The organism is Pseudomonas glycinis (assembly GCF_054871425.1).
Window position 1 is genome coordinate 264,161 of the sequence record NZ_JBTYHF010000007.1, and the last position, 23,647, is coordinate 287,807.

Annotated in this window: 22 protein-coding genes; 11 read left to right on the forward strand and 11 right to left on the reverse strand. The window is 60.0% G+C overall.

Annotated features, from left to right (window positions below; translation table 11 throughout):
- Positions 1–22: 22 nt before the first annotated feature.
- Both ACYSTU_RS18415 and ACYSTU_RS18420 read right to left on the reverse strand, forming a co-directional pair.
- The gene (locus ACYSTU_RS18415) at positions 23–1,210 is read right to left on the reverse strand and encodes an MFS transporter (RefSeq protein WP_024012925.1); all 1,188 of its coding nucleotides are present in this window, start codon (positions 1,208–1,210) and stop codon (positions 23–25) included.
- A gap of 282 nt (positions 1,211–1,492) precedes the next feature.
- On the reverse strand, positions 1,493–3,079 hold the full coding sequence (locus ACYSTU_RS18420; protein ID WP_016774693.1) for an ABC-F family ATPase: 1,587 nt from the start codon (positions 3,077–3,079) through the stop codon (positions 1,493–1,495).
- Between the two features lie 375 nt (positions 3,080–3,454).
- Between ACYSTU_RS18420 and ACYSTU_RS18425 the strand changes: the two genes are divergently transcribed.
- From ACYSTU_RS18425 to ACYSTU_RS18440, 4 genes are all read left to right on the forward strand, one after another.
- A complete protein-coding gene (locus ACYSTU_RS18425) occupies positions 3,455–4,681 on the forward strand; it encodes a zinc-dependent alcohol dehydrogenase (RefSeq protein WP_110600653.1) in 1,227 nt (408 codons plus the stop codon).
- 15 nt (positions 4,682–4,696) lie between these two features.
- On the forward strand, positions 4,697–5,626 hold the full coding sequence (locus ACYSTU_RS18430; RefSeq protein WP_122698304.1) for a ZIP family metal transporter: 930 nt from the start codon (positions 4,697–4,699) through the stop codon (positions 5,624–5,626).
- A gap of 110 nt (positions 5,627–5,736) precedes the next feature.
- Positions 5,737–7,104: an iron-containing redox enzyme family protein gene (locus ACYSTU_RS18435; RefSeq protein ID WP_136493365.1), complete on the forward strand. Its 1,368-nt coding sequence runs from the start codon at positions 5,737–5,739 to the stop codon at positions 7,102–7,104.
- Between the two features lie 14 nt (positions 7,105–7,118).
- Complete coding sequence (locus ACYSTU_RS18440) at positions 7,119–8,063, forward strand: methyltransferase (RefSeq protein WP_136493364.1); 945 nt, start codon at positions 7,119–7,121, stop codon at positions 8,061–8,063.
- Positions 8,064–8,096: 33 nt separating this feature from the next.
- Here ACYSTU_RS18440 and ACYSTU_RS18445 read toward each other — a convergent pair whose 3' ends face one another.
- Positions 8,097–8,531 (reverse strand): hypothetical protein, encoded by a 435-nt coding sequence (locus ACYSTU_RS18445; protein ID WP_024012933.1) that lies wholly within the window; start codon positions 8,529–8,531, stop codon positions 8,097–8,099.
- A 309-nt stretch (positions 8,532–8,840) separates the two neighbouring features.
- Between ACYSTU_RS18445 and lpxO the strand changes: the two genes are divergently transcribed.
- Positions 8,841–9,740: a lipid A hydroxylase LpxO gene (gene lpxO / locus ACYSTU_RS18450; protein ID WP_110600645.1), complete on the forward strand. Its 900-nt coding sequence runs from the start codon at positions 8,841–8,843 to the stop codon at positions 9,738–9,740.
- Between the two features lie 156 nt (positions 9,741–9,896).
- On the opposite strand, the gene ku is transcribed toward lpxO, so the two are convergent.
- Positions 9,897–10,763, reverse strand: a complete 867-nt coding sequence (ku, locus tag ACYSTU_RS18455) for a non-homologous end joining protein Ku (protein ID WP_016774700.1) — start codon at positions 10,761–10,763, stop codon at positions 9,897–9,899.
- A 189-nt stretch (positions 10,764–10,952) separates the two neighbouring features.
- Here ku and ACYSTU_RS18460 point away from each other — a divergent pair, with 189 nt between their 5' ends.
- From ACYSTU_RS18460 to nudC, 4 genes are all read left to right on the forward strand, one after another.
- Positions 10,953–11,273: a hypothetical protein gene (locus ACYSTU_RS18460; RefSeq protein WP_016774702.1), complete on the forward strand. Its 321-nt coding sequence runs from the start codon at positions 10,953–10,955 to the stop codon at positions 11,271–11,273.
- 52 nt (positions 11,274–11,325) lie between these two features.
- Positions 11,326–12,471: a PQQ-dependent sugar dehydrogenase gene (locus ACYSTU_RS18465; RefSeq protein WP_499000682.1), complete on the forward strand. Its 1,146-nt coding sequence runs from the start codon at positions 11,326–11,328 to the stop codon at positions 12,469–12,471.
- A gap of 186 nt (positions 12,472–12,657) precedes the next feature.
- Entirely contained in the window at positions 12,658–13,470 is an 813-nt protein-coding gene (locus ACYSTU_RS18470) for a crotonase/enoyl-CoA hydratase family protein (protein WP_499000685.1), read from the forward strand.
- A 7-nt stretch (positions 13,471–13,477) separates the two neighbouring features.
- Positions 13,478–14,308 (forward strand): NAD(+) diphosphatase, encoded by an 831-nt coding sequence (gene nudC / locus ACYSTU_RS18475; protein ID WP_499000688.1) that lies wholly within the window; start codon positions 13,478–13,480, stop codon positions 14,306–14,308.
- On the opposite strand, the gene ACYSTU_RS18480 is transcribed toward nudC, so the two are convergent.
- From ACYSTU_RS18480 to ACYSTU_RS18490, 3 genes are all read right to left on the reverse strand, one after another.
- The gene (locus tag ACYSTU_RS18480) at positions 14,276–15,055 is read right to left on the reverse strand and encodes a TSUP family transporter (RefSeq protein ID WP_016774706.1); all 780 of its coding nucleotides are present in this window, start codon (positions 15,053–15,055) and stop codon (positions 14,276–14,278) included. The genes nudC and ACYSTU_RS18480 overlap by 33 nt on opposite strands.
- Positions 15,056–15,307: 252 nt before the next feature.
- Positions 15,308–15,787 carry a nuclear transport factor 2 family protein gene (locus tag ACYSTU_RS18485; protein WP_136493360.1) on the reverse strand — a complete coding sequence of 160 codons (480 nt, stop codon included), beginning with the start codon at positions 15,785–15,787 and terminating at the stop codon, positions 15,308–15,310.
- A 54-nt stretch (positions 15,788–15,841) separates the two neighbouring features.
- Entirely contained in the window at positions 15,842–16,405 is a 564-nt protein-coding gene (locus ACYSTU_RS18490; RefSeq protein WP_136493643.1) for a TetR/AcrR family transcriptional regulator, read from the reverse strand.
- 193 nt (positions 16,406–16,598) lie between these two features.
- Between ACYSTU_RS18490 and pssA the strand changes: the two genes are divergently transcribed.
- Positions 16,599–17,942: a CDP-diacylglycerol--serine O-phosphatidyltransferase gene (pssA, locus tag ACYSTU_RS18495; protein WP_336341502.1), complete on the forward strand. Its 1,344-nt coding sequence runs from the start codon at positions 16,599–16,601 to the stop codon at positions 17,940–17,942.
- Positions 17,943–18,046: 104 nt separating this feature from the next.
- Here pssA and efeO (ACYSTU_RS18500) read toward each other — a convergent pair whose 3' ends face one another.
- Genes efeO (ACYSTU_RS18500) through efeU form a run of 4 tightly spaced genes read right to left on the reverse strand, consistent with a single transcriptional unit; the run spans position 18,047 to position 22,246 of the window.
- The gene (gene efeO, locus ACYSTU_RS18500) at positions 18,047–18,871 is read right to left on the reverse strand and encodes an iron uptake system protein EfeO (protein ID WP_499000693.1); all 825 of its coding nucleotides are present in this window, start codon (positions 18,869–18,871) and stop codon (positions 18,047–18,049) included.
- 26 nt (positions 18,872–18,897) lie between these two features.
- Positions 18,898–20,196, reverse strand: coding sequence for an iron uptake transporter deferrochelatase/peroxidase subunit (efeB, locus tag ACYSTU_RS18505; protein ID WP_125927026.1), 1,299 nt, complete (start codon positions 20,194–20,196; stop codon positions 18,898–18,900).
- A 17-nt stretch (positions 20,197–20,213) separates the two neighbouring features.
- On the reverse strand, positions 20,214–21,389 hold the full coding sequence (efeO, locus tag ACYSTU_RS18510; protein ID WP_499000918.1) for an iron uptake system protein EfeO: 1,176 nt from the start codon (positions 21,387–21,389) through the stop codon (positions 20,214–20,216).
- 17 nt (positions 21,390–21,406) lie between these two features.
- Positions 21,407–22,246: an iron uptake transporter permease EfeU gene (gene efeU / locus ACYSTU_RS18515; protein WP_041480384.1), complete on the reverse strand. Its 840-nt coding sequence runs from the start codon at positions 22,244–22,246 to the stop codon at positions 21,407–21,409.
- A gap of 259 nt (positions 22,247–22,505) precedes the next feature.
- On the opposite strand from efeU, the gene ACYSTU_RS18520 reads away from it, so the two are divergent.
- Positions 22,506–23,522, forward strand: coding sequence for an AraC family transcriptional regulator (locus tag ACYSTU_RS18520; protein ID WP_499000698.1), 1,017 nt, complete (start codon positions 22,506–22,508; stop codon positions 23,520–23,522).
- Positions 23,523–23,647 lie beyond the last annotated feature (125 nt).

Consider the following 23,647-nt stretch of genomic DNA (forward strand, 5'->3'; position numbering starts at 1 on the left):
CGAGTGCAAGGGGATCGGTGCTTCATGAGGTCGCGCGACGCTTGAGCAGCAGGGTCAGGCCCAACCCGGTCACCGACAACAACGCCGCGCTGAAGAAAATCCACGAGTAGCCCAGATTCAACGCCACCGCGCCCATCAATGGCCCGGCAATCGCCAGTGCCAGATCGAAGAACACCGCATAAGCCCCCAACCCCGAACCACGGCTGGAACTCGGCACCTGTTTGATCGCTTCCACCCCCAGCGCCGGATACACCAGTGACAGCCCGAACCCGGCCAGCCCTGCGCCAATCAACGCATACGCAGTGGAGGGCGCCAGCCACAACATCACCAGGCCGACGGTTTCAACCGACATGCAAACGATGGCCGAGGCAAACCCGCCAAAGCGGGCGATGGCGGAGATAAACAGCAACCGCGAGAGAATGAAGCACACGCCAAACACGGTCAGGCAGTACGCCGCGCCGGTCCAGCCTCGGTTGAGGTAATAAAGGGTGATGAAGGTGGTCAGCGTGCCGTAGCCGATTGAGGCCAGCGTCAGGCTGGTGCCGTACGGCGCAATCTTGCCGAACACCGCCCAGAACGACAGGCGCTCACCACGAATCACCGGCACCGAAGGCTTGTTGCGGATCAACCACAGCGCACCTGCCGCCAACGCCGACAGCGCGAGGCCAAGGCTGACAAAGCCATATTCGGCAACCATTACCACGCCCAACGGCGCGCCAATGGCAATCGCGCCGTAAGAGGCGATGCCGTTCCAGCCGATGGATTTCGCGGTGTGCTCGACACCGACCTGGCCCATGCACCAACTGATGGTGCCGACGCCGATCAGGCCTTGGGCAATGCCAAGCAGCAAGCGCCCGGCAATCAGGATCAACAGGCTGGTCAGCGGAAAACTTTGCAGCAAGGTCGACAGCAACGTCAGCGCGCCACTGAGGACAATCCCCCACAAGCCATAAATGATCGCCCGTTTGGTGCCGAGCGTGTCCGACATGCGCCCGGCCATTGGCCGACTGAGCAGGGTGGCGAGGTACTGCGAGCCGATCACCAGGCCGGCAATGATCGCGCTGAAACCCAGTTGCTCGTGGACATAACCGGGCAATACCGCAATCGGCAAACCAATGCAGAGGAAGGCAATGAAGGTGTAGAAAACGATGGAGACGATCTGCAGGGTGATCGCTAGGGAGCTTTGCGGTGGCAGTGGCTGCGCAGACATGAGCACTCGTTCGCGGGCGGCGGTGGGAGAGTTGTCGACATCATGGCGCGGGGCCGGGATAAAAGAAAGCAGGCTAACTACTTTCCCTTGGGATTGATGGAGCTGCTGAGGGCCCCTTCGCGAGCAGGCTCGCTCCCACATTTGAAATGCATTCCCCTGTGGGAGCGAGCCTGCTCGCGAATATCTGCGCACCCACAATTCCCAAACGCCGAATGCAAAAAGCCCCGTCACAGGGACAGGGCTTTTAACTTGCAGCTTGCAGCTTGAAACTAAAAGCTGCTCTTAGAAAACAACGCCCTGGCTACGCAGATAGTCGTCATAAGTGCCGCTGAAGTCGGTCACGCCGTTCGGGCTCAGCTCGATGATGCGCGTGGCCAGGGAGGATACGAACTCACGGTCGTGGCTGACGAAAATCAGCGTGCCCGGATAGTTTTCCAGCGCCAGGTTCAGCGCCTCGATCGATTCCATGTCCAAGTGGTTAGTCGGTTCGTCCATGATCAGCACGTTCGGCTTTTGCAGGATCAGCTTGCCGAACAGCATGCGACCTTGCTCACCACCGGAGATGACCTTGACCGACTTGAGGATCTCGTCGTTGGAGAACAGCATCCGGCCCAAAGTACCGCGAATCATCTGCTCGCCCTGGGTCCACTGACCCATCCAGTCGAACAGAGTGACGTCGTCTTCGAAGTCGTGAGCGTGGTCCTGAGCGTAGTAGCCCAACTCGGCGGCGTCGGTCCATTTCACGCTACCGGCATCCGGGGTCAGTTCGTTGACCAAGGTGCGCAGCAGGGTGGTCTTGCCGATACCGTTCGGGCCGATGATCGCGACGCGCTCGCCGGCTTCAACCTGGAAGCTGAAGTCCTTGAACAGTGGCTTGCCGTCGAAACCCTTGGCCATTTTCTCGACCATGACCGCCTGACGGTGCAGCTTCTTGTTCTGTTCGAAACGAATGAACGGGCTGACCCGGCTGGAAGGCTTGACCTCGGCCAGCTGGATCTTGTCGATCGCCTTGGCGCGGGAGGTGGCCTGCTTGGCTTTCGAGGCGTTGGCCGAGAAGCGGCTGACGAACGATTGCAGTTCGGAAATCTGCGCTTTCTTCTTGGCGTTGTCCGACAGCAGCTGCTCGCGGGACTGGGTCGCCACGGTCATGTACTCGTCGTAGTTGCCCGGGAACAGACGCAGCTCGCCGTAATCCAGGTCAGCCATGTGCGTGCACACGCTGTTCAGGAAGTGACGGTCGTGGGAGATGATGATCATCAGGCTGTTGCGCTGGGTCAGGATGTTTTCCAGCCAGCGAATGGTGTTGATGTCCAGGTGGTTGGTCGGTTCGTCGAGCAACAGCACTTCCGGATCGGAGAACAGTGCCTGCGCCAGCAACACGCGCAGTTTCCAGCCTGGCGAGACTTCGCTCATCGGGCCGAAATGCTGTTCCAGCGGAATGCCCAGACCCAGCAACAATTCGCCGGCGCGGGATTCGGCGGTGTAGCCGTCCATCTCGGCGAACTCGGTTTCCAGCTCGGCAACGGCCATGCCGTCTTCTTCGGACATTTCCGCCAGCGAATAAATGCGATCGCGCTCGGCCTTGACCTTCCACAGCTCTTCGTGACCCATGATCACGGTGTCGATCACGGTGAATTCTTCGTAGGCGAACTGATCCTGGCGCAGCTTACCCAGACGCACGTTCGGCTCGAGCATGACCTGGCCACCGGACGGATCGAGATCGCCGCCGAGGATTTTCATGAAGGTCGACTTGCCGCAACCGTTGGCACCGATCAGGCCGTAGCGATTGCCTGCGCCGAATTTGACCGAAACGTTTTCGAACAGCGGCTTGGCGCCAAACTGCATCGTGATGTTAGCTGTGGAGATCAATTACCTTACCTATCAATGGGTTAGAGCTGGTCTGTGGTGCCTGGTACAAACTTGCGTACCAATCTGGAGCTTTTCCAGCTCCCCCCAGTCTGTGCTTGAGTTGAGCCAACGCGCATAAGCCGTCCGCAACTGGGGCCGTTGAAGGCAAGCTGCTGAGCGACGAGTACGGGGTTCTTGTTGGACATTGGCGCGCATTGTCGCATAACTCAGACGGCAGTTATATGGCAGGCAAACGGGCGTACGCATCGGCTCGTCCGAGAAGTCACCGATATCCGCTGATCAAAATCTCGAAAACCCGAATGAACTCACTCGGCCATTTTCACTTCGGAAAGTGGAGCAGTAGCCATTTTCGTTCAAACGAGTGAGGACCAAGCCATGCGAGCAATGACCTATCACGGCGCCCATGACGTGCGCGTCGAAACCGTACCGGACCCGAAACTTGAAGCCGCCGACGACATCATCCTGCGCGTCACCGCTACCGCCATCTGCGGATCGGACCTGCACCTGTACCGAGGCAAAATACCCACCGTCGAGCACGGCGATATCTTTGGCCATGAGTTCATGGGCATCGTCGAAGAAACCGGCCCAGCCGTCACGGCCGTGCAGCGCGGCGACCGCGTGGTAATTCCGTTCGTGATCGCCTGTGGCGATTGCTTCTTCTGCCAGCAAGAGCTTTACGCCGCCTGCGAGACCACCAATGAAGGTCCCGGCGCGGCGCTGAACAAGAAAATGATTCCGCCGCCAGCAGCGCTGTTCGGCTACAGCCGTCTGTATGGCGGAATTCCCGGTGGCCAGGCGGAACTGGTGCGGGTACCGAAAGCCAATACCGGGCCGTTCAAGGTGCCGGGCACGCTGTCGGACGAGAAAGTACTGTTTCTCTCTGACATCCTGCCGACTGCCTGGCAAGCCGTGATCAACGCCGGCGTCAAACAGGGCTCGAGTCTGGCCATCTATGGCGCCGGGCCGGTCGGTTTGCTCACCGCAGCCTGCGCCAGAATGCTCGGTGCTGAGCTGATCTTCATGGTTGATCACCATCAGTACCGCCTCGATTATGCCCAGCGCACCTACGGCGTGATTCCGATCAACTTCGATGAAGACGATGACCCGGCCGACACCATTACCAGCCAGACTCCCGGCCATCGCGGCGTCGATGCCGTGGTCGATGCCGTCGGCCTTGAAGCCAAGGGCAGCACCACCGAAACGGTCATGGCTACACTCAAGCTTGAAGGCAGCAGCGGCAAGGCCTTGCGCCAGTGCATCGCCGCTGTACGCCGTGGCGGCGTGGTCAGCGTTCCGGGGGTGTATGCCGGGTTTATCCATGGCTTTATGTTCGGCGACGCTTTTGACAAGGGCCTGACCTTCAAAATGGGCCAGACTCACGTACAGCGTTTTCTGCCGGAGCTGCTTGGCTACATTGAAACCGGCAAGTTGCAGCCCGAAGCGATCATCACTCACAGGCTGTCGCTCGAGCAGGCGGCCGAGGGCTACAAGATCTTCAATAAGAAGCAGGAAGAATGCCGCAAGGTGATTCTGACCCCGGGTGGCAGCGATGTTCCGCTGGCGCAGTTGGATGAAACCACGCCGTTCGCACCGGCCACCTGAAACCGAGGAGTTTTCATGGCGCTACCGTCATCTTCATTCGCAGCTCCCGTACGCGCATGGTTCGTGAACCTTTCGCGGACGGGCTGGGGAGGGCGCATTTTCTGGCTGACCCTGGTCGGTGTAACCGTGTTGCTCTTGATCAGTGGCTACACCGGTTTGGTCAGTACGGGCCGCGACACCTTGCGCCTCGCCACACTTGGCGGGCTGTCGGGTTTTGCCGCCACGGCAGTCGGTGCGTTATTGGCCCTGGCGTTGCGGGCGATTACTTCGCGAACCCAGGACACCATGCTTGGTTTTGCGGCGGGGATGATGCTGGCAGCCAGTTCCTTTTCATTGATCCTGCCGGGCATTGCGGCGGCGAAGGAGGCGGTGAGCAGTCCCATGCTCGCCGCTGCCGTCGTTGTGGCCGGCATGGCCTTGGGCGTGGCGTTGATGGTCGGCCTCGACCGCTTCGTCCCCCACGAACATGAAAAAAGCGGCCGGCGCGGGCCTGAAGCCAAGCGCTTCAATCGGGTCTGGCTGTTCGTGCTGGCGATCACCCTGCACAACCTGCCGGAAGGCATGGCGATCGGCGTCAGCTTCGCCACCGGCGACATGAAAATCGGCTTGCCGCTGACCACTGCGATCGCCATTCAAGACATTCCAGAAGGACTGGCTGTTGCGCTGGCGCTGCGGGTGACCGGCATTTCCGCAGTGCGTGCAGCGTTGATTGCCGCTGCGTCAGGATTGATGGAACCGTTGGGCGCGATTATCGGTTTGGGCATCACCAACAGCTTCGCCTTGGGCTTCCCGGTAGCGATGGGCCTGGCCGCTGGTGCAATGATTTTCGTGGTATCCCACGAAGTGATTCCGGAAACTCACCGGAACGGCCACGAAACACCGGCCACGCTCGGGCTGATGCTTGGCTTCGGCGTGATGATGTTTCTCGACACGGCTTTGGGTTAGCCAACCGGCGCACACCACTGAGCGCATCGCCCCGCACAAAAAAGGAATTTTTTTCAGCGCCAATCACTCTTTCGTTTATAGGCAATGCCAATAACGCAGGGGAATGAGTCATGTCGCTGATCGAAATCCCGACCAGGAAGTCTTCGGGTAAAACATCCACGCTGGCGGATACCGAGCGCCGGCTCTATGACCGATTGCTGGCGGAAGACTCCACGGTTGATCGCGCGGCACTGGACTTTCTGCGCCGGCAACTGAGCAAGGCGGCTGCGCTGTCTGACGATTTGCCGGCCAGCGCCGAAGACCTGCTGCAATGGTCGGAAACCCGCTGCGCCAGCGTGGCGGCCGAGTACGCCGATTACCTTGAGCAACGTCAGCAGGGCGCGCCGCGCCGCTATTTCCGCAACAAATCCCACGCGCTGTATTTCATTCTGCATGTGGCACCGACCAAAGAGGTCGATGGCGCCTGGCTGGCCGGGTTGTTGCCGCAGTGGCAGGACCCGCGTTTCGACGATTTGCTCGATACCTATCTGGAAGAGCTGGGTGAGGGCGTGCCACGGCAGAATCATGTGGTGATTTATCGCAAGCTGCTCGCCGAGCATGACTGCTCCGATCTGAGCGGTCTTGCCGACGAGTATTTTCTGCAAGGCGCGGTGCAGTTGGCGCTGGGACGTTTCGGCGGGCAGTTTTTGCCTGAAGTTATCGGTTTCAATCTCGGCTACGAACAACTGCCTCTGCATCTGCTGATCAGTGCTTATGAATTGGCAGAGCTGGGCATCGATCCGCACTATTTCCGCCTGCATGTGACCATCGACAACGCCAGCACCGGCCACGCGCGCAAGGCTGTGCAATCAATGCTCGAACTGATGCCGCTGGGCGAAGAGCGCGATGAGTTCTATCGGCGCATGGCCGTCGGTTATCGCCTCAATGACATCGGCAAGGGCACAACCGCCGTGATTACAGAGTTCGATCTGGACCACGAAGTCATCGCCATGCTTGAGCGCAAGGCGGTGTTTGGCCGGCACATGCATTCCGACTACTGCCGCATCGAAAACCGCACCATCAATCAATGGCTGGCCACGCCGGGACAGATGGGCGAGTTTCTGTCGGCGCTGGAGCGCAAAAGCTGGATCAAGCGCGGCGAGGCGGTGGAAGAAAGTCGTTTCTGGCGGTTGATCGACGGCAGCGACGCGGCGATGTTCGGTGTGTTCAACGGCTATGAAAAACAGCTGCTGCGCGACTGGATCACTCAGGATTGCCCGGCCTCCCGGCCTCGGCCTTACGTACGCCGCGAAGCTGCCGTCGAAGAAAACTTCGACGATGACGCCGATCTGCTCAACCTCGAAGCCGCACTGGCTGACAAACCTGCCGCCGAGCAGATGGCGTTGTTGATGCCGTGGCTGCAACCGCAGCGACACTGGCGCCCGGCCGGACTTTTCGCGACGCGTCGCTTCATCCAACTGCGCGCCCGCTTGCGTTGAAACAAGGAGGCTTCATGTCGGCACAAGAAACATCCGATAGAGCCCTGTTCGAATTGGGCAAGCGCCTGCTCGACAGCGGTTATCACTTCATCACCCCAACGCCGTTGACCCACGAACGTTATCTCCAGCGCTTTGCCACGCCGTTGGCCAAGGATCTGCGCGATGTGTTTGGTTGGTCGATGCCGTTTCCTTCAGAGCTGTTTCGCGCAGAGGAACTGGCCACGCTGGAGCAGGCCGGCGCAGTCGAACGCGATGGCGCGGTTTGGCGCAGCCATGTGCGCTGGTCGACGCTGAATGACCGGTTGTTCGCCCACTCGGCGTTTCCGACGACGGCGAGCGATGCGGTGTTCTTCGGCCCCGACACTTATCGCTTTGCCCAGGCCATCGAAGCGCAATTGCAGCAACGCTTTTCGCCGATCAGACGCGCGGTGGACATCGGCTGCGGAAGCGGCGCCGGCGCGGTGGTCATGGCCAAGGCACGTCCTGATGCCGACGTGCTGGCGGTCGACATCAATCCGCGGGCGCTGCGCATGAGTGCGGTAAACGCCGAGCTGGCGGGCGCAAACAATGTGTCGGTGTATCACAGCGACCTGCTCGCCAGTGTCGAAGGGCAGTTCGATTTGATCATCGCCAATCCGCCGTACATGAACGACGAACAACAGCGCGCTTATCGCCACGGCGGCGGGGCGCTGGGTGAGGGTTTGTCGGTGCGGATCGTCCGTGAGGCATTACCGCGTCTGGAAGTCGGCGGCACGTTGCTGGTGTACACCGGCGTGGCGATCGTCGCCGGGCAGGATCCGTTCCGCGAGGCCGTGGCGCCTCTGTTCAAGGGCGAACGGTTTGGCTGGACTTATCGTGAGCTTGATCCGGACGTGTTCAGCGAGGAACTGCTCAAGCCTGAATACGAGCGCGCCGAGCGAATCGCCGTGGTCGCACTGACGGTAACCCGCGAGCAGTGACCGATAGTTGGGCCACTGCTCGCGCGGTGGCCTTCAGCGATTTCTGATGCGCGAGATCGTCAGCAGGCAAACCCCTACCAACATCGCAGCCCCGGCTACCAATAGCGGCGAAGGGCGGATCGGCTGCCGCGAAATACGCTCGATGCGCCCGGCGACGGAAGCGCGCACTGGCGCAGCAGGTTCCGCCAGATAAGGCGCTTCTTCGATCTCCAAGCGTAAGCCGTCCGGCATTACCAGCGTCAGCCCTTCGATCGTGCCGGCAATTCTGCCCGGATACACCGGCTCACCGGTCGGGTCGAGCTGGTCGTAGAAGAATATTTGCCCTTCAAGCCAGCCGATGGCCGTCTGCAACTCAGGTCCCAGGTAATACTTTCCATCGAGAAAAAAGCCAGAGAATTGCGGCGCGCGCTCGACGCTTTCAATTCGATAGCGCTGACCTGGTTTCATACCGGTTTCTGGGGCGATCATGGGGGTTCCTCCGTTATTGGTAAGCGATAGAGGAGCGCGTGCCAAGCGTGGTTCCATCGAAATGAGCAACGGGCGTTTGTATGGATTCAAGTGTGCTGGAGCTTTACACGCAAACGCGCAAGACAGTTTTTCACAGTTGAGGGTTCACTATCGGTTACGAACTGTGGCTAAAATGCCACCCTTTCACCGAGCGCCCGGAAACGGCGCGGGCCAAGGACGCGCCCTGTGCATCAAGACCGCTGCATAAGACGCTGGGCCTCAGGTCGCCACGCGCGCAGTTTGTTCACTTTTGACGTGTGACTCTTTTCCGTGAAACTCATCATTGCCGCTGTTTATGTCATCTCCATTGCTTACGTTCACTTGCGTGGACGCGTGCGCCACAAACTGGGGCGGCAACTGAGTGACCACTCGACGTTTCTCGCCCCGATCAATTGCTTTCTCTATCTTTTTTCGAAGATTCCCAACAAGCCCTATCTGAACCCGGCAGACTTTCCCGATCTGAGCCCGTTGCAGGCGCACTGGGAAGAGATTCGCGAGGAAGGCCAGAATCTGCTGCGTGCCGGCGAGATCAAGCGCTCGAATCAGTATGACGATGTCGGCTTCAATTCTTTCTTCAAGACTGGCTGGAAGCGCTTCTACCTCAAGTGGTACGGCGACAGCCATCCATCGGCGATGAAGCTGTGCCCGCGCACCACCGAACTGGTGCAGAGCATCGGCTCGATCAAAGCGGCGATGTTTGCCGAGCTGCCACCGGGCTCGAAGCTGGTGCGCCACCGCGATCCGTACGCCGGTTCCTACCGTTATCACCTGGGCCTGGATACGCCGAACGATCCTGGCTGCTACATCAACGTCGACGGCGAGAACTATCACTGGCGCGATGGCGAAGCGGTGATGTTCGACGAGACGTTTATTCATTACGCCGAAAACACCACGGATCAGAATCGCATCATTCTGTTCTGCGATATTGAGCGTCCGTTGAAATACCGCTGGGCCGCCGCGTTCAACCGCTGGTTCAGCCGCACCGTGATGTCAGCGGCAGGCGCGCCGAATGATGCGGGGGACAAGACTGGTGGCATCAACCGCTTGTTTACCAAAATCTACAAGATTCGTTTGCGCGGCAAAGAGCTGAAGAAGCGCAACCGTACGCGTTACTACTTGGAAAAATGGGCGATTTTTGCTGCGTTGTTGGCGATCTTTATTCTGATCTGAAGATTTCCGGAGTCAGTACCGCCTCTTCGCGAGCAAGCTCGCTCCCACATTTGATTTGGGTGAATGCAAATATTGCGTCCGACTCCAAACCCTGTGGGAGCGAGCTTGCTCGCGAAAGCGTCCTGACATTAAACAAGTATCTTCCTGATTGACTTCCTATTCCCCAGACGCCTTCCGAGCCTTCTTCGCCGGCGCCGCCTTACTGGTTGATTTGGCCTTGGGCTTGGCCGGTGCCTTGCCGCCGAGGCTGCGTTTAAGCAGCTCGGTCAAATCGATAACGTCGGCAGTCTTGCGCTCTTCCTCGCCAGTGGCGGTCTCGACGTCCTCGATCTTGCCTTCGTGGGCTTTCTTCTCGACCAGCGCCATGATCTTGTCTTCGAACTCGTCCTTGTAGTCCTCAGGCGACCACTCCGAGGTCATGTCTTCAACCAGACGTTTGGCCATGTCCAGCTCGCCCTTGGCCAGTTGCGGCTTCGTCACTTCGCTGCCCAGCGCCAGTTCATCAAGGCTGCGCACTTCCTGCGGCCAGCGCAGTTTCACCAGAACCAGCGCCGACTCCAGCGGCATCAACGCGGCCAGGTATTGACGGGTATGCAGGACAACGCGGGCGAGGGCGACCTTGTTGGTTTTGCTCAGGGTTTCGCGCAGCAACGCGTAGACCTTGCCGCCGCGCTTGTCTGGCGCCAGGTAGTAGGGCGTATCGATGTTCTGCAGCGGAATCTGCTCGGCATCGACGAACGAGAAAATGTCGATGGTCTGCGTGGAAACGGGGTGCGCCGAGCGGATTTCTTCCTCGCTGAGCACCACATATCGGCCCTTTTCGTAGGCCACGCCTTTGACGATGTTCTCTTTGGTGACTTCCTTGCCGGTGACCTTGTTGATGCGTTTGTAGCCCACCGGGTCCATGCTGCGGCTGTCGAGCCAATCGAAGTCCACGCCTTGGGACGACGTCGCTGAAACCAGCGCCACGGGGATGTGTACCAGTCCAAAACTGATTGCGCCTTTCCAGATTGCCCGAGCCATGACCTGTCCTCCGAGTGATGATCAGGTGACCCGTGGCGCGGTGAGAAAGTTTCCAGTGATTGCGCGGCGTCCAGCGGTACGGTCAAGCCGTGTTACATGTTGTTTAAGGCGCGAGGGTTAACAAATCCGAACCCACGGCGTAGCGTGGGCTCCAAGGCTCTAGTCCACGCACATCGAGAGGTATTTCCCATGAACCGGTTTCTGCTTGGCATCGCCGTCCTTGCCCTCAGTGGCGGTCTGGTTCATGCCGATGTCGTGCTGGCGCAAAGCCCTACCGGCAACAGCAACAATCCCTACAACAGCCCGATCCGCCGGGCCAATCCCAACAGCATGCAGGGCACCCAGCCCAGCGCTCCGCCCCTTCGCGGGCCGAACACCGTTCCCGTGCCACGTCAGCCGACCGTTGAAAATCGCGGCATCGGCAATGGCCAGCCAATTCGCTCGGTGCCGAGCAATCCGCCAACCTTCATTCCCAACCCGCCCCCACGGGGCACCGGCAGCAACCGTTGAACGTCAGGACTGATGTTCTGTCAGCCTTTCACACGAACAAAAGGAATCGTGCATGTTGCGTAAAACCCTACTAGCCACCTGCTGCGCCGCCGCGCTGATCAGTGCCCCGGCATTCGCCGCCGCGCCCAAGGAGCTGAAAAGCGAACAGGGCATTCTTGAAGTCACCACCATTGCCCAAGGCCTGGAACATCCGTGGGCGCTGGCATTTCTGCCTGATCAGAAGGGCATGCTGGTGACTGAACGCCCGGGTCATCTGCGCGTCCTCAGCAAGGACGGCAAACTGTCGGAGCCGATCAGTGGCGTGCCGCAAGTCTGGGCCAAAGGGCAGGGCGGTTTGCTTGATGTGGCGCTGCCGCCGGACTTCAAGCAGGACCGCATGGTCTACCTGTCGTACGCAGAAGGCGGCGGTGAGGGCGGCAAGGCTGGTACGGCGGTAGGGCGCGGACGGCTTTCCGATGACCTGAAGACGTTGAAGGACTTCAACGTGATCTTCCGTCAGGAACCGAAACTCTCAGTGAGCAACCACTTCGGTTCGCGGCTGGTGTTCGACCGCGACGGGTATCTGTTCATCACCCTCGGCGAAAACAACGATCGGCCGACTGCGCAGGACCTCGACAAACTGCAAGGCAAAGTCGTACGGATCTTTCCGGACGGCAAAGTGCCGGACGATAACCCTTTCGTTGGCCAATCCGGTGTCAGGCCTGAAATCTGGTCCTATGGCCTGCGCAACCCGCAGGGCGCGGCGCTCAACCCGTGGACCGGCACGCTGTGGGAGAACGAGCACGGGCCACGTGGCGGCGATGAAGTGAACATCATCGAGCGCGGCAAAAACTACGGCTGGCCGTTGGCGACCCATGGCATCAATTACTCGATGCAGCCGATTCCAGAGGCCAAGGGCAAAACTGCTGAAGGCACTGTGGCGCCGCATCATGTCTGGGAAAAATCCCCCGGGGTTACCGGCATGGCGTTCTACGACGCGGATCGTTTCACGCCGTGGCAGCACAACGCGTTTATCGGTGCACTGGTGACCCAGGAACTGATTCGCCTGCAGTTCGATGGCGATAAAGTCGTCCATGAGGAGCGTTTGCTGGGTGAGTTGAATCAGCGTATCCGTGACGTGCGCCAAGGGCCGGATGGCTATCTTTATGTGCTGACGGATGAAGAAAATGGCTCGCTGTACAGGCTGGGGCTGAAATAAGCCAATCGATCGTTCCCACGCTCTGCGTGGGAATGCAGCCCGGGACGCTGCGCGTCCCAAAAGATCGCAGCCTTCGGCTGCTCCCCAATGAGCCGCGCCAGTCAGTCCCGCATTTGGCCGAACCGCCGCCCCGTTGCCTTGTTATAGTTCGGGACTTATTTCCCAGCCCGGTAAAGGATCACTGCCATGACTCAATACTCCGCCTTCAGCGTCGAACTGGCCGACAACATCGCGCATGTGCAGATCAATCGCCCGGAAAAGATCAACGCAATGAACGCGGCGTTCTGGAGCGAGATTGTCGAGATATTCCAATGGATCGACGATACAAACGAAGTCCGCGTGGTGGTGCTCAGCGGTAATGGCAAACATTTTTCTTCCGGCATCGACCTGATGATGCTTGCCGGCGTCGCCAATGAGCTGGGCAAGGACGTGGGCCGCAATGCGCGCCTGCTGCGGCGCAAGATCCTCAATCTGCAAGCCTCGTTTAACGCCGTCGACAACTGCCGCAAACCGGTACTCGCTGCGATTCAGGGCTATTGCCTGGGCGGGGCGATCGATCTGATCTCGGCTTGTGACATGCGTTATGCCGCCGAGGACGCGCAATTTTCCATCAAGGAAATTGACATCGGCATGGCCGCTGACGTCGGTACGCTGCAACGGTTGCCGCGAATCATCGGAGACGGCATGCTGCGTGAATTGGCATACACCGGTCGCACCTTTGGCGCCGAGGAAGCACGCAGCATGGGCCTGGTCAATCGCGTCTACAGCGACAAGGACACACTGCTCGAAGGCGTATTCGGCATTGCCCGTGACATCGCGGCGAAGTCGCCGATTGCCGTGACCGGCACCAAGGAAATGATCAGCTACATGCGCGACCACCGAATCGACGATGGTCTCGAATACGTTGCCACCTGGAACGCCGCCATGCTGCAATCCACCGATCTGCGCGTGGCCATGGCCGCCCACATGAGCAAACAGAAACCCGAATTTCTGGATTGAGTTAACCATGACCTCTCGCTGGACCACTGCAGTACTCGACACCGATCAACCCGGCGGCTGGGCCGTAGCGCGCAGCCCGGAAGGCTTTCTGTTCGATGACAACGGCGCGCTGTTCCCGCGCGAATGGCTCAAGCGCCAGGACCTTTCAGTCCTCGCCGAGCATGGGATTGGTCATCTGGATGGCGAACCGGTCTTTCTGCTTGAGTTGCGCAGCGTCAGCGATGTGCCCGGTTGCGGCTGGAAAGGCTTGCGGGCGTTCATGCTCGAAGGCGATCACACGCTGTACAAAGTGCTCGGTTACGCCGCACAGATCGGCACTTGGGCACGAGAGCATCGCTTCTGCGGCAACTGTGGCCAGCCGATGACACAAGTACCGCGCGAACGAGCGATGTATTGCCAGCCATGCGAGCTGCGCAGTTATCCGCGCATTTCACCGAGCATGATCGTGCTGATTACCCGTGGCGACGAAATCCTTCTGGCACGCTCGCCGCGTTTCGTCACCGGGGTTTACAGCACGCTGGCCGGCTTCGCCGAGCCGGGGGAATCAGCCGAGGATTGCCTGATTCGCGAAGTTCGCGAGGAAGTGCAGATTGAAGTGAAGAACATCCAGTACATCGGCAGCCAGTGCTGGCCGTTCCCGCATTCGATGATGCTCGGCTTCCATGCCGAATATGCCGGTGGCGAAATTGTCTGTCAGGAAGACGAGATTGAAGACGCCCAGTGGTTCAACGTGCATGACTTGCCACCGTTGCCGGCGTCGCGCTCGATTGCCCGTTACCTGATCGACGTCTATGTGGCGCGGCGCTTAGGCCACGCTGAACCAGTGCTGCCAGGCTAAGCGCACGGTCAAGCCGAGCACGACGGTGATGAACACCGGACGAATGAATTTGGCGCCGCCGCTGATCGCGGTACGCGCGCCAAAGAACGCTCCGACCATCACCGACAGGCCCATGCACAAGCCAATGATCCAGTCGACCTGTCCGGAGAAGATGAACACCGACAGCGCCGCGATGTTGCTGACAAAGTTCATGCTGCGCGCCACGCCGCTGGCCTTGACCAGATCGATCGGGTACAGCAGCAGACTGCTCACGGTCCAGAACGCGCCCGTGCCGGGGCCGGCCACGCCATCGTAGAAACCGAGGCTGAAGCCTTGGGTCGATTGCCATTTCTTTTTGATCGGCGCGTCGCTGTCCAGCGGCGCTTTCGGCGTGCCGCCAAACAGCAAATACAGGCCGCAAGCGAAGACGATCACCGGCAGCATTTTGTTCAGCCACTCGGCCGGCAGGTAATGCGCAACCACCGCGCCAGTGAGCGCGCCGACCAGAGTGCCGACAATCGCGTGGGTCCACTGGCGTGGGTGGAACAGTTTGCGCTTGTAGAAGGTGAAGCTGGCGGTCGCCGAACCGAAGGTCGAGCTCAGCTTGTTGGTGCCCAGCACCAGGTGCGGCGGTAGACCCGCCGTCAGCAGCGCCGGCGTGGTCAACAGACCGCCACCGCCAGCGATGGCATCGATGAAACCGGCAAGGAAAGCAACAGCAGCCAGAATGGCCAGGGTGGTGAGGTCAACGCTGAGTTCGAAAGGCATGGATTCGGCTTATTCGGCAAGGCGCAGAACGTGGGCTGCGGGGAGGGCGGTTATGTTACCTGTATCGAAGTGTTGCGGCGAGCCAGAGCATGCCGTCGTCAATTGCAGTCTGGAATACATTCCTGTGTAGGAGCTGCCGAAGGCTGCGATCTTCCGGGACGCAGAGCGTTCCGGCTGCTGCGCATGGGAACGATCAAATCAAGATCAAAAGATCGCAGCCTTCGGCAGCTCCTACACAGGGGTGAGTAGCCCTTAGAGACCGAGTTCAGACAGCCCCGGATGATCATCAGGGCGGCGGCCCAGCGGCCAATGGAATTTGCGCTCGCTTTCCTTGATCGGCATGTCGTTGATGCAGGCATAGCGCTGGAACATCAGGCCGTTGTCATCGAACTCCCAGTTCTCGTTACCGTACGAGCGGAACCAGTTGCCGGAATCGTCGTGCCATTCATAGGCATAACGCACCGCGATACGCGTATCGGAGTAGGCCCAGAGTTCTTTGATCAAGCGATAATCCAGCTCCTTGGCCCATTTGCGCGTCAGAAACGCCTTGGCCTCTTCGCGGTTGTTGGCGAACTCGGCGCGATTGCGCCACTTGGTATCGAGGGTGTAAGCGAGCGACACCTTCTCCGGATCACGGCTGTTCCAGCCATCCTCGGCCATACGCACCTTCTCGATCGCTGACGCATGGTTGAATGGCGGCAATGGCGGACGTACCTGGGCTGCAGTCGACATGTTCAATCTCCTGATTCATTTGATGTATGAACAACAAGTCCGGCTTATTAAGAGTTACAGGCCCAATAACTTTCGCGCCATGCATTGCGCATTATCGGCGGCACTGTGATCACCCATCACAAGCGCTACGGTAATGGCGCCTTCAATCAGGATCAGCAACTGTCTGGCCAATAGTTGCGGATCCTCGGCACCATATTCGGTACACAGCTTGCTCACGTAGTCGAGCAGCTTCTGTTTATGTTCTTTGGCCACCAGCCGCACTGGATCCTGCGGATCACCGGTTTCGCCGCTGGTGTTGATAAAGGCGCAGCCGCGAAAGCCTTCCGAGTCGAACCAGCCCTTGAGCACGGTAAACAGGTTGAGCAGGCGATCAACCGGGGTTTCGGCCTGATCGACAGCATGTGTGAACCAGTGCATCCAGCGAACATCGCGCCGCTGAAGGGCTGCGACAACCAGTGCGTCCTTGTCGGCAAAGTAACGGTAGATGCTTTTTCTGGAGACGCCGGCGGTTTTCACCAGAAGATCCATGCTGGTGGCAGCGATGCCACTTTTGTAGATCAACTTTTCGGTGACATCCAGAATGATGTCGCGTGTGTCATTGCTGATTGATTCGTTCATGTGGCGAACAGTAGAACGTCTGTTCTCCTTGGTCAAGCGAATTTCTTCGGCGTCCATAAAGGCGCTTTGAATGATCGTTCCCACGCTCTACGTGGGAACGATCAGGTTCCGGGCGTTCATAGACACTGACAAGACCCGGCGCAGACGATGGTGTAAGCTCTCAAACTCTTCGGAATCGAACCTTGCGAGCCTTATGCCGTTGCTTTTCAAACGTTCTCTGCTGCCCAAACTGCGCAGCTTCGCGCTGACCGCCGAGGCGGTGAGCATTCTGTCCAGTGCTGCCGAATTCCGACGCTGCCTGCTCGAGCAAATCGCCGCAGCGACCCAGCGCATCTACATCGTCGCGCTGTATCTGCAGCAGGACGAAGCCGGCCAGGAAATCCTCGATGCCCTGCACGCGGCCAAACTCAAGCGTCCCGAGCTGGAAATCGCCGTGGTGGTTGACTGGTTGCGTGCCCAGCGCGGCCTGATCGGCGCCGGCAAGCAGCCGGGCAACGCCGCCTGGTATCAGGACATGACCCGCACACATCAGAGCGAAGTGCCGATCTACGGCGTGCCGGTGCAGACCCGCGAGCTGTTCGGCGTGCTGCACCTCAAAGGCTTCGTGATTGACGACAAGGTGGTCTACAGCGGCGCGAGCCTCAACAACGTCTACCTGCACAAACTCGACAAGTACCGTTTCGACCGTTACCACGTGCTGCGCAGTCGCGAGCTGGCGGATTCGATGCATCACCTGGTCAAGCATGGCCTGATCGAATCGAAAGCCGTGCACCGCCTCGACCTGCCCAACCTGCCGACTACCCGCAGCCTGCGCAACGACATCGGCGATCTGCGCAGCCGTCTGAAATACGCGACTTATGACACCGGCGCCGGCAGCACCAGCCGAGAAGGTCTGTCGGTCACGCCACTGCTCGGCGTCGGCAAGAACAACCCGCTGAACCGGGCGATTCTCGAGCTGATCGCCAGCGCGCAAAAGCAGCTGACCATCTGTACGCCATACTTCAACCTGCCACTGGGCGTGATCCGTGAGATCAACCGCGCGCTGGCCCGTGGCGTGAAGATCGACATCGTGGTCGGCGACAAGACCGCCAACGATTTCTACATTCCGCCGAGCGAGCCGTTCAAGGTGATCGCTGCGCTGCCGTATCTATACGAGATCAGCCTGCGCCGCTTCGCCAAACGCCATCAGCACAGCATCGACAGTGGCCAGTTGAACCTGCACTTGTGGCGCGACGGTGACAACACCTATCACCTTAAAGGCATGTGGATCGATCAGCGCTACACCTTGCTGACTGGCAACAACCTCAATCCGCGCGCGTTTCGCCTCGACCTGGAAAACGCGCTGCTGATCGAAGACCCGAAAGGCGAGTGGCTGGAGCCACGGGCGAAAGAGCTGGAAAACATCTTCCGCCATACCACGCGGATCGATAACTTCCAGACGCTTGAAACGCTGCCGGATTACCCGGCAGGGGTGGCGAAGTTTCTCAAGCGGGTGAGTCGGGTGAGGATTGAGCGGTTGCTCTACCGGATTCTCTAGAGCGTCCGCAATTGCTTTCGCGAGCAGGCTCGCTCCCACAGGGAAATGCATTCCAACTGTGGGAGCGAGCCTGCTCGCGAAGGGGCCAGACCAGAGGCTAAAAATCAGTTCAGCCCCAACTTCCCGCGCATCATCGACAAATCCTCTGCCAGCGTATTCACCGGCCCGACCAGCGCCTTGCGGTCGTTGTCCTTGACCTTGTCGTAGGTCTCAAACCCGCCATCCGCCGTCTTGTACTTGGCCAGAATCCTGTCGACCGTGGCGAAGTTCTTGTCGACTTTCGCTACGAACGCCTTGTCCTGCTGTTCGATCTGCGGGCGGAACAGATCGACGATCTTCTTCGCGCCGTCGATATTCCCCTGGAAGTCATACAGATCGGTGTGGCTGTAGCGGTCTTCCTCGCCGGAAATCTTCGTCGCCGCCACTTCTTCCAACAGCGCAGCAGCGCCGCCAACGACTTTCTCCGGCGGGAAGGTCAGGCCGGCCACACGGGTTTGCAGATCATGCACGTCTTTGTTCAAACCGTCCGCCAATGCGTCCAGGCCTTGGGTGGATTTCTCCGCGAACAACGAATATTCGATCCGGTGAAAGCCAGTGAAGTCCTCGGCCTTTACGCCTTTTTCGTGATCGTCGACGCGCGAGTCGATGGATGCATCGAGATCGCTGAACAGCTCGGCGATCGGCTCGATCGACTCGTAATACACCCGCGTCGGCGCGTAGAGCTTCTGCGCGGTGGCCAGATCGCCTTTCTTCACCGCGTCGGTGAACTGCTGGGTGTGGCTGGCCAGCTCATCGAGTTTCTCGGTGACGTAAATCTTGTAGTCCGACACCGGCCCCACCAGATCCAGCGGCGCGGTCGCGGCGAACGCCGCTAGCGGGGTGTTGAGCAAACCAAGGGTCAGCAATAACGCGAGTGGCGTCTTTTTCATGGGGCGGCTCCAGTGTCGGTTGGGTGTCATGCGGTTTTGTTTTGGGAGGTGGCAGCCAGTAACGAGCGACCGATGAAATCGTCTTCGCCGGTCACTCCGGGCAGGGTGAAGAAGTAACCGCCGCCGACCGGTTTGAGATATTCCTCAAGCGGCTCGCCATTGAGTCGGGTTTGCACGGTGATAAAGCCTTTTTCCAGATCGGCCTGGTAGCAGATGAACAGCAGGCCCATGTCGAGCTGGCCGTTCTTGTTGACGCCGTTGGAGTAGTTGAACGGCCGGCGCAGGATCAGATTGGCCTGGGTCGCGGCGGTGCGCGGGTTGGCCAGACGAATGTGCGCATCGAGCCTGGTCAGCTTGCCGGCCGGGTCTTTGCTGTAATCCGGCACTTCGCTTTCCTTGTGGCCGCCGATGGGCGCGCCGCTGCTCTTGACCCGGCCGAGAATGCTTTCCTGCTCCTGCAACGGCGTGCGATCCCAGCGCTCGACGAAGTTGCGGATGATGCGCACCGCTTGATAACTGCCGTGGGCAGCCCAGGCCGGTTCGTCACTGTCCGGTTGTACCCAGACAATCCGCTCCATGGCCTTGGCGTCGTTGGAATCGGGGTTGGCCGAGCCATCGCGAAAACCGAGAAAGTTGCGCGCCGACTGCGCCGGTACGCCGGGTTTGGCCGGCGCTTGCGGCGGCACGCTGCCTTCCTGTTTCCAGCGCACCAGCAGCAGGTCAGGCAGGTTTTTTACGATGTCGCGCAGGGCGTGAATGTTGGTGTCGGCGGTGTTGGCGCAGAACTGCAGACTGAGGTCGCCATGGCAGCAGTCGGCGTCCAGCGCATCGTTGGGAAAGCCGACCATGCGTTGCAGACGCTTGGGCTTTGCCGCCGCCAGACCGAAGCGCTCGTCGAACAGCGAATCGCCGACGGAAACGGTGATGGTCAGGTTGTCCGGGGTGACCACCGGGCCGAGGATGCCGGAGTCCAGCGGTGGCAGTTTCGGGTCGACCTGCGCGACCGGGCCGCCCTTCATCAAAAACGCGATGCGTTCGTTGAGGGTGCGGAACAGCCGCTCGAGGTCTTCGCGATCGCTGGCCAGCACATCGAACGCCACCAGCATCCCGGAGGCCGGGCGCGGGGTGACGATGCCGGTCTGGTGCAGACCGTGGAAATCATGGCGGTCTTCGGTCTTGTCGCTGCTCGGCGCTTCGGTGACTTGCGCAGGCTGCGCGGCCATGGCCGGGCAGCTCAGCGCCGAGCCGGCAAGGGCGACACCGGCGGCGCCCATGCCCATCAGCACGCGACGTCGTTGCAGGTTGAGAGGTTCTGAATCGTTCATCTGTCGTGGTCTTCTGCTTACAGGCCGGAAAGGCCGAGGGCGGGGTCGATGCCATCCATTGCCGCGGCCAGAGCCTTGGCTTTGGCGGCGATCTGCTGGCGTTGCGCGGCGGTCACGGCGTCGTAACTGACGTAGCCATCGGCGGATTTGAACGCGTTGAGCTGGTTGTCGAAGTCACTCATGGCCTGGTCGACATTCGCCAACACGTCAGCGGAGGATTTGCTCAGCATCGGCCGCAACAGGTCGACGACCTTGCGTGCGGTCTGCGCGTTGGCGGCGAAACCGTTGAGATCGCTGTGGCTGTAGCGTTCTTCCTCGCCGCTGCCGGCGCGCACCTCGGCGAGGCTGTTGAGGTTGCGCACAACGATGCTCACCAATTGCTCCGGCGGCAGCGACTGCGCGAGCAACTGTTGCTTGAGGGTGGTGACGTCAGCGTGCAAGCGCTGGGCAATCGGCGTGACATCGTCGAGATTGCGCTGCTGGAACAGCGCGTATTCGAGGCGATGGAAACCGACAAAGGCCGGATCCTGCTCGCGCTTTTCGAAATAATCGGCGCGGGCATTGATCTGATTGTCGAGCTCGGCCAGGCGCTGCGCCGCCGGCGCCAGACGCTGATAAGCGGCACGCGCCGGCAGGTACAACGCTTGCGCCTGCGCCAGATCGCCACTGGCGATCGCCTGATTCAGCGCCGTCGCCGCTTTGATCAACGCGCTGCCCTGAACGGCCAGATACACGCGAAATTCCGACAGCGGCCCGACGAACGCCACCATCGACGGCTTGGCCTTGGCGGCGGCATCGGAAGCGGCCGTGGGTGTGACGTGCAAGGTGCCGCGCGGGTTGCTGAGCAGGCCGCAAGTGATCGCATAGTCGCCCGGTTGCAGGTTGGCGTTGATCACTTGGCTCAGGCCCGGCGCGATGTTTTCCCGCTCTTCGACCACCAGCACGCCGTCGAGAATTTCCCACTCGACCGCACGCTCGGAGCGGTTGACGATGCGGAAACTCGCGCGGCCGGCCGGCACCGTCAGTGCGTTCGGCTCGCAACTGTGTGGATGGATGTTGACGACGATTTCGTCGTGGTTGTGCTGACGCTTGGCGGCGGCCATGTTCGAGGCGTACCAGAACAGCCCGCCGGCGGCGATCATCAGCAGCACCGAGCCGGCCAGCGCCCAACGCAGGGCCGGAGGGGTTTGCATAGTAGACATGAAGGGCCTTATTGGCTGGAAACGGAAGTGGTTGGCGTCGCCTGGCGAGGCGCGGGCATGAAGAACATCACCAGTGCCAGCAGCAGATAAATCAGGTACGCGCCCAAGGTGCTGACGGTCGGCGCATCCTGATAACCGAACATGCCGGCCAGCACCGAGCCCAGCGGGCCGTCCATCGGCAGCGTCGCGCTGAAGTCGAACAGCACCGTTTGCAGGTGATTCCACAGCCCGGCTTCATGCAGCGCCTGCACCGAGTTGGCGAGAATCCCGGCGGCGACCACGAGGATGAACAATCCGGTCCACTTGAAGAACGCCGAGAGATTGAGGCGCATGCTGCCGCTGTAGATCAGGAAACCGACGATCACCGCCAGGATCAGGCCGAGCAGGGCGCCAATCGGCGCGCCCGGGCCTTCGCTTTGCTGGAACACGGCGAGCAGGAAGAACACCGTCTCCAGGCCTTCGCGAGCGACGGCGAAGAAGACCATGGCGATCAATGCAATCACCTGATGCCTGGATTGCGTCAGCGCCTGATCCAGCGAGGCTTGCAGCGAGTGCTTGATCGACCGCGCGACCTTGCGCATCCAGAACACCATCGAACTGAGAATGCCCACGGCGACCAGACCGACCACGCCTTCGAATAATTCCTGCTGCTTTTGCGGGAATTCAGCACTGACCAGCTCCAGACCACCACCGACCAGCAGGGCAAGGGCAGCGGCGAGGAAGACGCCGATCCATACCGCTGGCATCCATTGACCGCGGCCGGTCTGTTGCAGGTAACTGGCAATGATGCCGACGATGAGCGCGGCCTCGATGCCTTCGCGCAACATGATCAAAAAGGGAACGAGCATTGGCTAGCCACAGCGACTTAGATAGGAGGCTAAGTTGTAACATAATGACACTCATTCCCAAATGGCATTCATTGACATTTAGCTGAACCTTAGCTGAACAACTGTCATTCCTGCTCGCGAATGCGGTATGCCTGTGACATTTGTTTATCTGACACACCGCGTTCGCGAGCAGGCTCGCTCCCACATTGGCCCTGCGGTGACTTCAGCAGCTGGGTTAAGATGCCCACCACCCAAAAAACAATAAGGCTCACCTCGCTCCATGGCAGAAAAAGACACCATTGCCATTCAACTGGTGCGCGAAGCGCTGCTGCAAAGTTGCGCCCCGGGCGCGGCGACGGATGAGGCGTTGACCAAGGTCGGCATCGATCCGGCTTTGTTAGCGGCCGATGAGGGCAGGGTGCCGGCCTCGCAATACGCCAGACTCTGGCGCCTGCTGGCGCGACGCGGTGATGACGAGTTCTTCGGCATGGACCCGCGCCCGCTCAAATCCGGCAGCCTGGCGTTTTTGTGTCGCAGCGCCATGGCGCAACCGACGCTGGCGGCGGCGCTGGATACCGGTCTGACGTTCCTGTCGCTGATGCTGGAAAAACTGCCGGCGCAACTGGTGCATCAGCAGAGCCTTGCGGAAATCGTCCTGCTCGAAGACGACGCCGAACCGCGCCGCGCCTTCACCTATTTCACTTACTGGATGATCGTGCACGGCGTCGCGTGCTGGCTGGCCGGGCGGCGGATTCCGATTCTGGCGATTGAACTGCGCTGCGCCGAACCGGACTTCACCGACGACTATCGGGTGATGTTTTCGGAAAACCTGCGCTTCGAACGTCCGCGCACACGAATGATCTTTTCCGCCGATTGTCTCGATCTGCCGATCAAGCGCAGCGCTGAAGAACTCAAGCGCTTCCTCGCCCAGGCGCCGGCGAACATTCTGGTCAAGTACCGCGACCCCGACAGCCTGGCCAGCCGGATCAAGCACGATCTGCGGCAAGTGCCCGCCGAGCACTGGCCGGAAACCGAGGCGCTGGCCCAGCAACTGTGCATGTCCGCGTCGACATTACGCCGGCGTCTGGCCGAGGAAGGGCAGACCTATCAAGGCCTCAAGGACAGCGTGCGCAAGGAGCTCGCAATCACCTGGCTGGCAGAGCCCTCGATCAGTTTCGTCGAGATTGCTGCACGGCTGGGTTTTGCGGATGCCAGTTCGTTCTACAAGGCGTTTCGCAAATGGTCCGGGTCGAACCCGGGGCATTACCGCACACTGATCCTCAATGAGGTGGTCTGACCCGACGCCTGCGCGAGCAGGCTCGCTCCCGCCCAGGGCCGCGTGACCATTCCCCTTAAAAGGCTTGGCCAAACCAGTCAGCCACTTTGATAACTTTGACCATTGCCCCAGGCCCCGCGCGGCGC

What these genes read in the sequence shown, in the direction of transcription:
- ACYSTU_RS18415 (WP_024012925.1), bottom strand. Translation starts at nt 1,210, where the DNA reads ATGTCTGCGCAGCCACTGCCACCGCAAAGCTCCCTAGCGATCACCCTG.
- ACYSTU_RS18425 (WP_110600653.1), top strand. Translation starts at nt 3,455, where the DNA reads ATGCGAGCAATGACCTATCACGGCGCCCATGACGTGCGCGTCGAAACC.
- ACYSTU_RS18430 (WP_122698304.1), top strand. Translation starts at nt 4,697, where the DNA reads ATGGCGCTACCGTCATCTTCATTCGCAGCTCCCGTACGCGCATGGTTC.
- ACYSTU_RS18435 (WP_136493365.1), top strand. Translation starts at nt 5,737, where the DNA reads ATGTCGCTGATCGAAATCCCGACCAGGAAGTCTTCGGGTAAAACATCC.
- ACYSTU_RS18440 (WP_136493364.1), top strand. Translation starts at nt 7,119, where the DNA reads ATGTCGGCACAAGAAACATCCGATAGAGCCCTGTTCGAATTGGGCAAG.
- ACYSTU_RS18445 (WP_024012933.1), bottom strand. Translation starts at nt 8,531, where the DNA reads ATGATCGCCCCAGAAACCGGTATGAAACCAGGTCAGCGCTATCGAATT.
- ku (WP_016774700.1), bottom strand. Translation starts at nt 10,763, where the DNA reads ATGGCTCGGGCAATCTGGAAAGGCGCAATCAGTTTTGGACTGGTACAC.
- ACYSTU_RS18460 (WP_016774702.1), top strand. Translation starts at nt 10,953, where the DNA reads ATGAACCGGTTTCTGCTTGGCATCGCCGTCCTTGCCCTCAGTGGCGGT.
- ACYSTU_RS18465 (WP_499000682.1), top strand. Translation starts at nt 11,326, where the DNA reads ATGTTGCGTAAAACCCTACTAGCCACCTGCTGCGCCGCCGCGCTGATC.
- ACYSTU_RS18470 (WP_499000685.1), top strand. Translation starts at nt 12,658, where the DNA reads ATGACTCAATACTCCGCCTTCAGCGTCGAACTGGCCGACAACATCGCG.
- nudC (WP_499000688.1), top strand. Translation starts at nt 13,478, where the DNA reads ATGACCTCTCGCTGGACCACTGCAGTACTCGACACCGATCAACCCGGC.
- ACYSTU_RS18480 (WP_016774706.1), bottom strand. Translation starts at nt 15,055, where the DNA reads ATGCCTTTCGAACTCAGCGTTGACCTCACCACCCTGGCCATTCTGGCT.
- ACYSTU_RS18485 (WP_136493360.1), bottom strand. Translation starts at nt 15,787, where the DNA reads ATGTCGACTGCAGCCCAGGTACGTCCGCCATTGCCGCCATTCAACCAT.
- ACYSTU_RS18490 (WP_136493643.1), bottom strand. Translation starts at nt 16,405, where the DNA reads ATGAACGAATCAATCAGCAATGACACACGCGACATCATTCTGGATGTC.
- pssA (WP_336341502.1), top strand. Translation starts at nt 16,599, where the DNA reads ATGCCGTTGCTTTTCAAACGTTCTCTGCTGCCCAAACTGCGCAGCTTC.
- efeO (WP_499000693.1), bottom strand. Translation starts at nt 18,871, where the DNA reads ATGAAAAAGACGCCACTCGCGTTATTGCTGACCCTTGGTTTGCTCAAC.
- efeB (WP_125927026.1), bottom strand. Translation starts at nt 20,196, where the DNA reads ATGAACGATTCAGAACCTCTCAACCTGCAACGACGTCGCGTGCTGATG.
- efeO (WP_499000918.1), bottom strand. Translation starts at nt 21,389, where the DNA reads ATGCAAACCCCTCCGGCCCTGCGTTGGGCGCTGGCCGGCTCGGTGCTG.
- efeU (WP_041480384.1), bottom strand. Translation starts at nt 22,246, where the DNA reads ATGCTCGTTCCCTTTTTGATCATGTTGCGCGAAGGCATCGAGGCCGCG.
- ACYSTU_RS18520 (WP_499000698.1), top strand. Translation starts at nt 22,506, where the DNA reads ATGGCAGAAAAAGACACCATTGCCATTCAACTGGTGCGCGAAGCGCTG.